The organism is Aeriscardovia aeriphila, from assembly GCF_002259595.1.
GTDB lineage: Bacteria > Actinomycetota > Actinomycetes > Actinomycetales > Bifidobacteriaceae > Aeriscardovia > Aeriscardovia aeriphila.
This window is the reverse complement of sequence record NZ_MWWU01000004.1, coordinates 12,543-25,966: the sequence shown is the minus strand read 5'-3', so window position 1 is coordinate 25,966 and position 13,424 is coordinate 12,543. Positions and strand designations below refer to the sequence as shown.

The following is a 13,424-nucleotide window of genomic DNA, read 5'->3' as shown; positions in this document are numbered from 1 at the left end:
GCGAGTGCGGGCAAAGTAGAAGCAGCTGCGTTCATGAGTACGGCCTGAGGCGCAGCTTGCTGGTCAGTGAGGATTTGGTGGTGTTCGTCAGGGCTACCCGCTAGGAATAGTCGGAAGAAGAACCGGAGTCGTTGGGAGGAAATATGGCACACGGCAATAAGCTCGTCATTGTGGAGTCTCCGACCAAAGCGAAGAAGATCCAAGGCTATTTGGGCCCGGATTATACGGTTCTCGCCTCGGTTGGCCACATTCGCGACCTCGCCCAGCCTTCGCAGGTGCCGGCGAGTAAGAAAGAGAAGTTTGGTCGCTTCGGTGTCGACATCAACGACGGTTTTGAGCCCTATTACATCGTTTCGCCGGAGAAGAAGCGTACGGTGGCGGAGCTCAAGTCCGCTTTGAGTAAGGCTGACGAGCTTTTCCTCGCAACTGATGAGGACCGCGAGGGTGAGGCTATTGCTTGGCACTTGGTGCAAACGCTCAAGCCGAAGGTTCCCGTTCACCGCATGGTGTTTCACGAGATTACCAAGAAGGCCATTGTGGAAGCTATCGCTTCCACTCGTGACGTTGACCAAAATATGGTGAATGCGCAGGAGACCAGGCGCATTCTCGACCGTTTGTATGGTTATGAGCTCTCCCCGGTGCTGTGGAGGAAGGTTGGGCCGAAACTCTCGGCTGGCCGCGTTCAGTCGGTGGCAACGCGCCTGATTGTGGAGCGCGAGAAGGAGCGCATGGCTTTCGTGCCGGCTACGTACCGCGATATTACTGCGGTGGTGGCGCCGGTAGAGAATGAGGCTGGCGCTGACGCAACGACCGGCGCTGCTGAGGATCTCTCCTTTGAAGCGCGTATGACGGGCTTGAACAACACCCGCCTCGCCCGATCCAACGACTTTACCGACAAAGGTGAGCTCACCGATAAAGCGCGCAGTGATAATCCTGTGCAACTCAGTGGCGCTGAGGCCGACGAGCTCGCCCAGCAGCTGCAAAACGCCGACTTCAGCGTGACGAGCATCGAAAAGAAGCCGTACACTCGCCGATCTGCCGCGCCTTTCACCACCTCGACTTTGCAACAGGCTGCCGGCAACCGTTTGGGCTTCAGCTCGCGCGTGACCATGCGCGCCGCACAAACACTGTATGAAAACGGTTACATCACCTATATGCGAACCGATTCCATCATCCTGTCCAACGAGGCAATCCAGGCGGCTCGCGAACAAGTGGCCGAGCGTTTCGGCAACGAATATTTGACCGAAAAGCCGCACCATTTCGCCAACCATGGTGAGGGAGTGCAGGAGGCGCATGAGGCAATCCGTCCAGCAGGCTCGCACTTCCGCGCTCCTGAAGAGATTGCAGCGGCAGTCTCGCCCACCGAGTTGCGCTTGTACACGCTGATCTGGCAGCGCACCCTCTCCACCCAGATGGCACCGGCCACTGGCTCCACCCAAACCGTCAAGCTCGTCGCGCCTACCAGCAAGGGGGACGCAGAATTCCAAGCTTCTGGCACGGTCATCACTTTCCCAGGCTTCCTGCGCGTCTACGGCGACGGCGAAAAGGCTCAGGAAAAGGAAACCCGTCTGCCACAAATGCAAGAAGGCGAGATTACCAGGGCTGTTGCACCCGTGGAAGCCGTGGAACACCAAACCCAGCCGCCGGCCCGCTACACGGAGGCCAGCCTGGTGAAAACTTTGGAAGCCAAGGAAATCGGCCGCCCATCCACCTACGCGAGCATCATTTCCACCATCATCGACCGTGGATACGTGTATGAGAAGGGCCGCGCGCTCATCCCTAGTTGGCTCGCCTTCTCCGTAACCCGCCTGCTCGAAGGCTATTTCCCCACGCTCGTCGACTACGAGTTCACCGCGCAAATGGAGAAGGGCCTCGACCAGATCGCCTCGGGTAAGGAAACAAGCCTCGAATGGCTCACTGCCTTCTATTTCGGGCACAAGCCTCACTCCGTGGCAAACAAGCAAGAGGCGAACGACGGCTTGCAAGCCCAGCTCGCCCAACTTCCGGACATCGATGCGCATGAGATTAACACTGTGCCTCTTGGTGAAGGCATCAATGTGCGCGTCGGCCGCTTCGGCCCCTACGTGGAGGACACCAATTCGCTAGACGAGCAAGGTAACCCTCGCCGGGCATCCGTTCCGGCCGACTTGGCACCAGACGAGTTGACGGTGGCGAAGGCGCGCGAACTGCTGGCGGCAAATGCTGGCGGTGCTCGCGTGTTGGGTACAGATGCGCAGGGTAACACGATTGAAGTGCGCACGGGTCGCTTTGGCCCGTACGTGGCTCAAGTGAGCCCTGATAATCTGGAGGGTTCAGACGACAAGAAGAGCAAGAAAGACCAGCCTAAGCCCAAGATGGCCTCGCTTTTCAAGAGCATGACCCCCGGAAGCGTGACATTGGAGCAGGCGATCCAGCTGCTCTCCCTGCCGCGAGTGGTAGGCACCTACGAAAAAGCCGATGAAAAGACGGGCGAGCTCATCGAGTACACCGTGGAAGCCAACAACGGCCGCTACGGCCCGTACCTGACGCAGACGAGCAGCGAGGGTAAGAAGGAAACGCGCACACTCGAGTCGGAAGATGCGATTTTCACAGAGACTCTCGAGCAGGCACAAGCTGCCTTTGCCCAGCCGCGCTACCGGCGAGGAAGGGGAACAGCTAAGCCGCCGCTTAAGGAGTTCGGCAACGACCCGACCACCGGCAAGCCAGTCGTCGTTAAGGACGGTTTCTACGGCGCATACATCACCGACGGCACGACGAATAGGACTGTTCCGCGACAGTTCACCGTCGAGTCGCTGACTGCTGAGGATGCGTTCCGTCTGCTTGCCGAGAAGCGTGAGGCTGGCCCGAGCACAAGGCGGGGGACAAAGCGCAGCACGACGAAGAAGACGACGGCGAAGAAGACTGCTTCAGGTAAGGCTACTGCTTCAGGTAAGGCTTCCTCGAGTAAGGCTGCGACCACGAAGAAGGCGACAACTACCAAGAAAGCCACAACTGCGAAGAAAACCGCGAGAACCACAACCCGCGCCACGAAAAGTGCGCGAACGAGCACCCGCGCCACAAAAACAACAGCGAGCGAGTGAGCATGGCTGAGGAGAACAACGTGAGTGCAGCAACGAGCGAACCATCAGGCCTCTTCCTCACCTTTGAAGGCATCGACGGAGTGGGCAAAACCACACAAGTGAACATGCTCGCCCAATGGATCAGAGAAGAATATGGCCGAGAAGTAGTTACTACCTTCGAACCAGGCGACACTGCACTTGGCCGAGCAATCCGCACACTCCTGCTCAACCCAGAACACACAGCAGCAGCTGTATCCCCGCGAGCGGAAGCACTGCTCTACGCTGCCGACAGGGCCCAACACGTGCACGAAGTTATCGCGCCAGCTCTGAACAGGGGAGCAGTGGTAATCTCAGACCGCTACATCGACTCCTCCCTGGCCTACCAAGCAGGAGGCCGCGAGCTGAGCAGCAACCAAATTCTCGCCATGTCGCAACTCGCAACAGGGAATTTGTGGCCAAGCAGAACCTACCTGCTCGACATGAGTGTGGAAGAATCGCACCGTCGAGTGGCCTTAATCAGGGGCGAGCAGCCAGATCGGTTGGAAGCAGAGAAAGAAAGTTTCCACCAACGTACCCGCGAAGCCTTCTTATCCCTCGCAGCCGCGCATCCTGAGCGTTTCTGCGTAATCGACGCGAGCCAAACGATCGGCCAGATTCACAACGAGCTGTGTGGCGACGTGCGAAAACTCCTGTCTCCAACACGCTAAAGCAGACCGAAGGTAGGGAAACGGGCGCAAGCACAGAAGAGTGCAGGGAAGGAACAACATGAGTGTGTGGGATAACATTGTTGGCCAGCAGTCTGTCGTCGCGCGCTTGCAAAAAGTGATTGACCAGCCGCAGGCTCTTGCGCAATCCTGGCTTTTTGTTGGCCCTCCCGGCTCGGGGCGCTCTGTTCTTGCTCGCGACTTCGCTCAAGCTTTGGAATGCCCCAATGGTGGGGACGGTACCTGCGAGGTATGCCACCAAATTGAGTTGGGCAGCTTCCCAGACGTGCGTGTTCTGACAACACAAGCAGTGACAATCGGCATTGACGATGTGCGCGCACTGGTGGCGGAATCGGAGCAGATGCCTTCTGTTGGCCAGTGGAAAATCTTCATTATTGAAGATGTGGATCGCATGAGTGAACGCACAACGAATGTGCTGCTCAAGTCAGTCGAAGAGCCTGCCGAGCACACGATTTGGCTGCTGTGCGCTCCTTCTGCCCAGGATGTTTTGCCAACCATTCGCTCTCGCTGCCGGCTGGTGACGCTGGCTGTTCCTCAAGCAAAAGACATCGCGGCTTTCCTTACTCGCCGCTACCCTGATCTCACTTCTTCTCAAACCGCTCAGATTGCCAGAATCTCTCAAGGCCATATTGGAATTGCGAGCTTGTATGCCACGCATCGCGACATGTTGGCAACCAGGGCAAACATGATTTCTGGCGTGATCAGCATGACGCGTTCCTCAGATGCAGTGTTGCTGGCTCGCCAGATTGATGAGGATGCGAAAGCACAGGCCCAGCAAACCGTCGACGAACGCGTTGAGAAGCAACAGCTAGAGTTTAAACGCAAGAATGGCTTAGAGGAGAAGAAGCCTGTCCCTGCTGCACTTCGCCCTCAATACAACAGGATTGGCAAAGCCGATGAGAAAAAGCGCGAAGTAACGCGCAGCTATCGCGACATCATTGACCGCATTCTCACCGATATTTCCTCGGTATACCGCGATATCAGCGTCATTCACAATGATGCACTCGAGTCCGTGGGAATAGTGAACTTAGAGAATAATGCTCAGCTTCAGCAGCTAGCCGTCAAGCTCACTCGCTCTGAGGCTACACAGAGGCTCGAGGCTGTGGAAGTAGCACGCCGTCGCATCCAAGGCAACGGTGCACCACTTCTCGACCTCGAAGCCATGCTGTGCACTCTCATCCCACCGTTTAAACGCTAGATGAGCTCACTCGTGTATGAGCCAGTTTAAAATGCTGCACAGCGCTGGATAGGCATCGTTGGGGTGATCATAGGCAAGGATAGAGGAGCTGCTCTGGTTCAAAGCGTTGTCGATGTTCGCATAACCGCCGTCGTGTGCGACGATCTCGCGAACGGCATCATGATCCTGCTCGATGTGGAATTGCAGACCTACTGCTCGAGCTTTCGAACTGGTGACACTCTCCTGAGATATGAGCGGTGAGCGGAAAGTGACATTGACTTTTCCTTTTTCACAGGCAAAACCTTGGTTGGTTACGAGCTGAGAGGAGAAGAGGAGCTCAGCACCAGCAGGAATACGGAACATCTGCTCATGCCAATGTAATGCTATCAGCTGTGGTGGGATGCCTGGAATTATAGAGCTAGTGCGTTCAATGGGTGCCCAACCTACCTCTTTGTAAGGTGCGGGAAGCACTGCTGCACCGAGGGTTGTAGCAAGCTGTTGAGCGCCTAAACAAATTCCGAGTACAGCAACTCCATGAGCAAGGCAATTGTTGATCAGTGTGCGTTCTTGCTTCAGCCACTTGAGATTATCAGTGGTGTTCATTGGTCCACCGAGAATAATAAGAAGGCTGCGCTTGCCAGAAAGTTTTTGCCAATCCGGAAGAATACAGTCATCAGCGGGATGGTAAAGATCATAAGAAGCGTTCTGTTCTTCGGCCCATCTCAGGATGAGGCCTGGTCCTTCGTGGTCGACATGCTGAATAATGGCAATCTGTATGGGGTCTTCGTGCTTCATGGTCCCCTAGTATAGTTTTTTCTTTTGTAGTCAGGCGAGGGCTGAGAGATAATAAGAATATGCGCGTTACAACTGATTTTTCTGTGATTCCTGACCAATACAGCAAACATGCTCCTGCACCATTGCAGGAAGATGGGATGGCGATTATGTCATTCCCCTTCTATGTTGACCAGCTCAAACCTGGTACGCAGTATTTGCATTGGGCGTTGGTGGATGATGATGCTATCCCAGTGTGTGGATTCCAGTGGATTCACTGGGCAGTAGCAAATGTTCCCGTTGATGCGCTGATGTTTGACATGAACGATGCTCAAGCAGTGGAAATTCCAGAGGACTTCTCTCGCATGATGATGTCGATGGTTCCTGAAGCCTTGTGTGGAAGAAACTCAACGGCAGGAAGCATGATCGGCTCTGATAATCCTCAGGTGTATATGCATTATGTTGGGCCTCAGCCACCAGATGCCGACCATTACTACAAGCTCATGGTGTGGGAGAGCGAGCAGCCGCTTGAGCTGGGGCAAGGCTTCTGGCTTAATCAGATGTATCACGAGCTCAACAAGGCACAGATTAACGATCCAGCATGGCTGTACCTTGTCGGTCGGCAGTGAAACACGCGTCATTACTGGTTTCACCTTGTCAGAGGAAACGACCAGCCGGGCTATTAGGCTGGAAGAGGTAAGAAATTTTGCAAGATTACCAGCGCGAGTGCAGTACGGATGGAGTGCAGTGCAGTCCAGATGTGCAGAAGTGCAGTGTGTTGCATGTGTTCCGCGCTGATAATCTCAAGAAACAGAATGAAGGAAGAAAGAATATGGCGTGCACCACTATTCTTGTCGGTAAAGCTGCCAGCTACGATGGCGCACCGATCATCGCCCGTAATGAGGACTCCGCCAACGGTGAGTTTAACCCGAAGCGTTTTGAGGTTGTTGAGCCGCAGCAACTGCCCAAGGTTTACCGTTCTGTTCTCTCTCACGTTGAAGTGCCGTTGCCACAAGGGGCTATGCGCTTTACTCAAACGCCGAATGCTATTCTCAACGAAGGTATTTGGGGTGAAGCAGGCATCAATGCAGCCAATGTTGCCATGAGCGCCACCGAAACTCTGACCACCAATGAGCGTGTGCGCGGAGCTGATCCTTTCGTTGAGCTCCAGCCAGCTCAGGGCAAAGAGGGCGAGCCAGGTTATGTTGCTGAACAGGCTGGCGGTATCGGTGAGGAAGATTTCGTCACTCTCGTTCTGCCTTTCATCCACTCAGCTCGCGAAGGTGTGCTCAGGCTGGGCGAACTGCTCGAAAAGTATGGCACCTATGAAATGAATGGTGTTGCTTTCAGCGATGAAAACGACATTTGGTGGTTGGAAACTGTGGGTGGTCACCACTGGATTGCTCGTCGCGTTCCTGATGACTGCTATGTGACCATGCCAAACCAGCTGGGAATTGACGACTTCGACCTCGATGATGCCTTCTCCGATCAAGCGGAGAACATGTGCTCTGCTGATCTGCGCGAGTTCATCGAAGAAAACCACCTCAACTTGTCAGTAGATGGTGACACTGGCCACATTAACCCGCGTGACGCTTTCGGCTCTCACTCCGACACTGACCACGTTTACAACACTCCTCGCGCGTGGTTCATGCAGCGCTTCTTGAACCCTTACGATGAGGATTGGGATACTGCTGAAGCCCTCCACTCCCCGGAGAGCAACGACATTCCATGGGCTCGCCAGCCAGAGCGCAAGATTACCATTGAGGACATCAAGTACGTGTTGAGCTCCCACTACCAGGGAACAGCATTCGACCCGTACGACAACCGTGGTACAGCACAGACTCGTGGCATGTACCGCCCGATCGGCATTAACCGTCAGTCTCAACTGTCCGTCATGGAAGTTCGCGCTGACAAGCCAGCCGCATTCCGCGCCGTGCAGTGGATCGCCATGGGCTCCAACCCATTCAACACGATCATGCCGTACTACACCAATGTTCTGAGCACTCCTGAGTACTTGGAAAACACCACTGCCCGCGTGACAACCGAAAACTATTACTGGGCAAACCGCGTGATCGCAGCACTTGCTGACGCTCACTTCAAGGACAACCTGGCTCATCTCGAGCGCTACCAGGAGAAGACCTTGGCCTTTGGCCACCAGGTGTTGAGCGCAACGGATAAAGCCGCAGCCCAGCTCGTCGATTCCACCGATTTCGACAACCTTGAGCTTCCCGAGGTGCAAAAGCTCCTCGAAGCAGCAAACAACAAGATTGCCACTCAGTTGAAGAAAGATACCGAAGCATTGCTCGACTCCGTGCTGTACACCACCTCGATGCATATGCGCAACGGCTTCTTCCTCTCCGATAACTGATCGGGAAACTGATCGGATAACCGATGGCAAACCAATCGGATAACCAGTTGCAAAACGGATCACAAAGCTGATCAGAAAACGGACGGGTTACTCATCCGATAACTGAGCAGTAGTCAGAAGAAGGTTTGCTTGCCACTGCGAACATGATGAAGTGCTCAGCGTCTACCACGCTGAGCACTTTTGTTACGCTTCGATAACGTTTTTCTTCTTCCTCTTTTTCCAGTGGTAATCTCACCAAGGACAAGCTGTTGTGAGAGAACAGCTCACACCCACAGTGCACAACACTGCGGCAGAGAAAGGAACTATCCCAAACACAGTGAACACTATGTCAGTCAATTCAGCATCGTCACCACTCCAGCAGGCTTCTCACCCAGCAGAGCTACACCAGCAAACTCTCCACGAGCTTCACCAAACACAAGCTCGCGCACTGCGAAGCTACCTCAACTCTGCTCTCACAACCATGGTGAAACAACGTGACATCGCTGAAAATCTTGCTGACTTTACCCAACCTTACGGTCTCAACTTCAAAATCGACGCCTACGGCTGGCTCGAAGCACTCGCCAACAAGCAGGTAAGAGGGAAAACAGGCCAGATTGTGCTCGTCACCTCCGACACACCACTCAAAGCAAGCCGCGGCGAAGGCAAAACCACCGCAGTCATCGCCCTGACCGACGCCTTGCGTGCCAGAGGAATCGACGCTGCAGCAGTCTTACGCCAACCATCCATGGGAATCACCGCAGCAGGCTCAAAAGGAGGAGCTTCAGGCGGCGGAGTCTCCAGCCTCGAACAAGTCAACCTCACCGACTGGGGCTTGTACGGCGAAATGGCCAAAATCGAAACTGCACAAAACCTCATCGTCTCCCGAGCGGAGAAAATGCATGACGAAGAGCCAGACCGCCTTGCCACCATTCTCATGCCTCGCGTATCCGAACTGCCCAGCCGCTCACTACGCCACATTCTCGTCGATCATCAGATCAACAAAGAAACGGGGACCAGGGGAGACCTCGAAGAAAAAACAGTCATCACACCAGCCAGCGAACTGATGCAAATCGTCGTCCTGTCCAACTCTCGCGCAGAAATGGCAGAACGTATCGCACACATGATCGTCGGCCAATCTTCAACAGGAAAAGCCATCCTCGCTAGCGAAGTCGTCGACATCGACCGCATTATGACGGTTCTCGGTGACGCTCTCAACCCCGTGCTCACCCGCTCACGCCAAGGCTCACCCGTCTACATTCACGCAGGCCCCTTCGGGAACGTATCCCTCGGCCTTCCTTCTATTAGCGTGATGAAACTCGCTCAAAGCCTGCACGACGTCGTCATCATCGAAGCAGGCTACGGAGCAGACGCCGGAGCAGAAAAGTGGATTGACCTCGCCACGCCCTTCTACAAAGCCCCCTGGCCAACCTGCTGCGTCGTCGTCTCCCGCGCCTCCACCTGGAACAACGAAGAACTCGGCTGGCGCTACGACTTCAACATCCAACGCATGGAAAAAGTAGGATTACCAGCCTTCCCACTGCTCAACTTGTGGAGCGGAGAAGACGACGAAACCGAGCAGCTGCGTACTCGTGCGCGTGAACGTGGTTTGCGTGAGCCTCTCATTGGTAACCTTTACCGAGACGGGGGAGAAGCTTTGGCTCCTCAACTCGATGGCTTGCTTGAGTTCTTGAAGTCTGCTCGCGCTCACGGGCCTGCTCATGCTCCCTCGGCTGATGAGGTCGCGACGATGGATACTCACCGCAGCGTCGAGCAGCGCTTGTACACCATCATTGAGCAAGCGTTGGGAGTTCCTGCATCTCGGGTTATCGCACGTCAAGATTATCAGCCCAGTTTGCTCGCAGCGCGCAAGCTTGTTGAGTCTGCTGGCATGAATTTTGACGAATTTGCCATCTGCCCGATTAAATCGCCGTCGGTCATTACCGACAATGATGAGGCGGATGCTGATGAGCGAACGGTGACGCTCAAAATGACATCTGTTCATGCAGGTGCGAAAATTCTGCAGATTCATGTGACGACGAGCTTGACGACAAGTATGCCCAAGATCGTGTGACGGGATCGGCATGCGCTGGTTTGACTGAAGATAAGTATTCTTGCCTTTGACGCGAGTTGGGGATGAACATTCTCAAATGAGTAATGGATGGGCATCCTCAAGCAGGTTGGGAATGCTCAATCTCCAAAGGCATTCTCGTACAAGTGAGACCACAGATGAATCACTGAAAACCTCTCGGTAGTGGATCAGCCACTGCCGGGAGGTTTTTCGTGTTACCGAGCTGTTTTATAAGCGCGGTTTACGAAAACGCCTGCAGTTGCGGCTGGGGGCACTGCTGCTGGTGATGGATTTTTCTGGGTGAGAAAAGGGTGATGGTAATCTCAAAAAAAAATTATGTTAAACGTTTGACGTAAAACGTTTAACGTGTTAGGGTAAGGCTATCACGAGCGGGCAGGGTAGCCGCACAGCACACCCTGCGCACTCATGAGGAGTTCTGATTTCGTGACAGGAACACGAAACAGGAAGAGAAAGAGGACGCAATGTCACAAGGACGTGCATGGAAGATTCTGGCGGCATCCGTTGCGCTTGCCACCATCGTTCCACTCGCAGCATGCGGAAATTCTAAGCCAACTACCGACTCCCAGGGTCGACCAATCGTCAACATCCTGGTCCGCCGTAACGTCACTGATAATCCTATGCAAAAGACGGGCTTCACCAAGGAGCTTGAGGCAGCCTGCAAGTGCGCCATCAAGTGGAGTGAGGTTTCCGACAACGCATGGGGCCAGCAGAAGAGCGCTAAAATGGCTGCTTCTGAGTTCCCAGACATCGGCCTGAGCCTCTTCGACCGCAACGACGCCGCCAAGTACAAGGATTACTTCGCTGACTTCGGCCCACACCTCAAGGACATGCCAAACGTCAAGGCATTCTTTGACGCACACCCAGGCGCACTCAAGTACGTGCAAACAGGCAAGAAGATCCCGCTGCTGCCATCTGACCGTGGCAAGGGCTACGAAGTGTCCGCAACCCACATGTTCATCAACAAAACCTGGCTCGACAAGCTGGGCTTGAAGATGCCAACCACATGGGACGAGCTCAAGCAGGTTCTCGAAGCCTTCAAGAAGGATGATCCGAATGGCAATGGCAAGGCTGACGAAGTGCCAATGAACATTCGCGGTCTCGGCTTCGGCTTGTGGAGCCCACTGACCTTGATGAACTCTGAAGGCGTTGTCACCTCCTTCATGGGCGGTGGCGCTTCTGAACAGGGCTACTACGTTGAGAATGGCAAGGTGAAGACCTACTGGACTTCCCAAGCTTTGAAGGACACCATCTCTTACTTGCACGAGCTGCTTGCGGAAGGCTTGATTCCTAAGGACGTGCTCACCCGCGACGCTTCTCAGTACCAGGCTCAAACCATTTCCGATGGTAAGGTTGCGAAGTCTGGCGTCACTTTCGGCTGGTCAAACTATTCCGAATTCGGCAACGATCTTGCTGGGCAGTACGTCACCCTCCCACCTTTGAAGAAGGACGCTTCTACTCCAGATTCCCAGGTTAAATGGGACTACTCTCAAGATGCTGCACGCTGGGCCTACACTGCTTCTGGCGTGACTGTGAACCCGAACGCTGCCAACTTGAAGGCTGTGTGGAAGGTCATCAACGCCATGTACTCGGAGAAGCTCTCGGTGGAAGGCTTCTACGGTTCTATTCCGGACATCGTCAAAGATGATGGTAACCATCAGTACACCGTCGACACGAAGAAAGCTTATGCTGAGTACCCTGATACTCGCGCCGTTGCTTTGCAAGATCGCTTCGGTGGCTGGATTCGCGACGATGTGAAGATGGTTGGCGATACGAACGCTGAACAGGTGACTGCTTCCGACCTCGCTGTGCGTGATGCTCGCAAGCACGTGGACGGCGAGAAGGACGTCATCCCGATCTACGTTCTGCCAAGCATTGATGACACCAACACCTTGCAAAACAACAACACTGCTATTGCTAACTATGGCAATAACCAGCTGGCAAAGTGGCTGCAAAAGGGCGGAATCGACCAGGAATGGAACGATTACGTCAAGAAGATTTCTGAGCCAAGCCTCGGGCTCGACCAGAACATCAAGATCTGGCAAAAGTACTACGACAAGGTCGTGAAGTAAGCCGGAGCTTGATGGCGTGATCGCCAAGCTGAGTGCTTAATAACTGATCACTATCTCTGCTTTCGGCGCCGCGCACAGTTCGTGCCCAATAACGAGCGGTGCACGGCGCCGATTTTTTCTGTGAGCTGGCCCTCAACCAGCGCTGATAATCTTGAGAAATTCTAGGGAAAGGAAGCTCCATGGCGCATTCCCAAGCACGGGCCATACAAGCGCCCACAGCAGCAAACCGGCGTAAAACCGGGCTGCTGAACAAAATTGCTGATCATTTTTCTCGCTACTGGCAGCTGTGGATTCTCGCTTCCCCAGCTCTCTTCTTCATCGCACTTTTCGCCTACGTGCCAATGTGGGGAATTCTGCTGGCATTCCGCGAGTTTAACCCCTCCCAAGGCTTAACGGGAGGAGCCTGGGTGGGGATGAAGTACTTCACTCAGTTCTTCCACAGTCCACTCTTCGGTGAAATTATGACGAACACGATCCGCATTTCTCTGTGGACACTCGTCATGGGCTTCATTTTCCCGATCATCCTGGCTTTGCTCATCAACCAAATCGGTTCGAAGAAGGTCAAGGGTTTCGTTCAGACCATCACCTACATGCCACACTTCATTTCTGTGGTGGTGATCGTCTCGATGATCAACATCTTCCTTACTCCAGGTACTGGTATTCTCGGCCGTTTCTTTGGCTCCGAGTCGCTGATGGGAAATCCCGACCAGATTACCAACGTGTATTGGATCTCAGAAGTCTGGCAGCACTGCGGGTGGAATTCCATCATCTACCTGGCAGCACTCGCTGGTGTAGACACCTCACTGTATGAAGCTGCCAAGATTGATGGTGCAGGCCGACTCTCGATCATCCGCTATGTTGACTTCCCTGCTATTTTGCCAACCTGCTCGATTCTGCTGATTATGACGATGGGTTCTGTGTTGAACGTCGGTTTCGACAAGATCTTCTTGATGCAAAATGCTCTGAACCTGCCCGCAACGGAAGTTATTTCCACATACACCTACAAAATCGGTATTTTGAACGGCCAGTACTCGTACTCGACGGCTATTGGCTTGTTTAACACTCTCGTCAACTTCGTGTTCCTGATCAGCGCTAATGCGATTGCCAAGCGCGTTTCTGATCAGAGCATCTTCTAAGGCTAGGGGATGAGAAAAATGGCTTTGTTTGCGAAAACTCGTACAACACAC

The 13,424-nt window shown here is 54.1% G+C and carries 9 protein-coding genes; 8 read left to right on the top strand and 1 reads right to left on the bottom strand.

Annotated elements, in window-relative coordinates:
• Nucleotides 1–143: 143 nt before the first annotated feature.
• The 3 genes from topA to AEAE_RS05915 are packed head-to-tail and all read left to right on the top strand — an operon-like array spanning nt 144 to nt 4,982.
• The gene (topA, locus tag AEAE_RS05925; RefSeq protein ID WP_094690237.1) at nt 144–3,080 is read left to right on the top strand and encodes a type I DNA topoisomerase; all 2,937 of its coding nucleotides are present in this window, start codon (nt 144–146) and stop codon (nt 3,078–3,080) included.
• A gap of 2 nt (nt 3,081–3,082) precedes the next feature.
• Nucleotides 3,083–3,766, top strand: coding sequence for a dTMP kinase (tmk, locus tag AEAE_RS05920; protein WP_094690236.1), 684 nt, complete (start codon nt 3,083–3,085; stop codon nt 3,764–3,766).
• Nucleotides 3,767–3,824: 58 nt separating this feature from the next.
• Entirely contained in the window at nt 3,825–4,982 is a 1,158-nt protein-coding gene (locus AEAE_RS05915; protein ID WP_094690235.1) for a DNA polymerase III subunit delta', read from the top strand.
• Between the two features lie 6 nt (nt 4,983–4,988).
• On the opposite strand, the gene AEAE_RS05910 is transcribed toward AEAE_RS05915, so the two are convergent.
• A complete protein-coding gene (locus AEAE_RS05910; RefSeq protein ID WP_211277539.1) occupies nt 4,989–5,756 on the bottom strand; it encodes a type 1 glutamine amidotransferase in 768 nt (255 codons plus the stop codon).
• 59 nt (nt 5,757–5,815) lie between these two features.
• Between AEAE_RS05910 and AEAE_RS05905 the strand changes: the two genes are divergently transcribed.
• The 5 genes from AEAE_RS05905 to AEAE_RS05885 all read left to right on the top strand — a co-directional run bounded on the left by AEAE_RS05905 (nt 5,816) and on the right by AEAE_RS05885 (nt 13,373).
• The gene (locus AEAE_RS05905; RefSeq protein WP_094690234.1) at nt 5,816–6,361 is read left to right on the top strand and encodes a YbhB/YbcL family Raf kinase inhibitor-like protein; all 546 of its coding nucleotides are present in this window, start codon (nt 5,816–5,818) and stop codon (nt 6,359–6,361) included.
• Nucleotides 6,362–6,564: 203 nt separating this feature from the next.
• Nucleotides 6,565–8,100 carry a C69 family dipeptidase gene (locus AEAE_RS05900; RefSeq protein ID WP_094690298.1) on the top strand — a complete coding sequence of 512 codons (1,536 nt, stop codon included), beginning with the start codon at nt 6,565–6,567 and terminating at the stop codon, nt 8,098–8,100.
• Nucleotides 8,101–8,560: 460 nt separating this feature from the next.
• On the top strand, nt 8,561–10,150 hold the full coding sequence (locus tag AEAE_RS05895) for a formate--tetrahydrofolate ligase (protein WP_094690297.1): 1,590 nt from the start codon (nt 8,561–8,563) through the stop codon (nt 10,148–10,150).
• A 479-nt stretch (nt 10,151–10,629) separates the two neighbouring features.
• A complete protein-coding gene (locus tag AEAE_RS05890) occupies nt 10,630–12,237 on the top strand; it encodes a type 2 periplasmic-binding domain-containing protein (protein WP_094690233.1) in 1,608 nt (535 codons plus the stop codon).
• A 179-nt stretch (nt 12,238–12,416) separates the two neighbouring features.
• Complete coding sequence (locus AEAE_RS05885; RefSeq protein ID WP_094690232.1) at nt 12,417–13,373, top strand: ABC transporter permease; 957 nt, start codon at nt 12,417–12,419, stop codon at nt 13,371–13,373.
• The last annotated feature ends 51 nt before the right edge of the window (nt 13,374–13,424 follow it).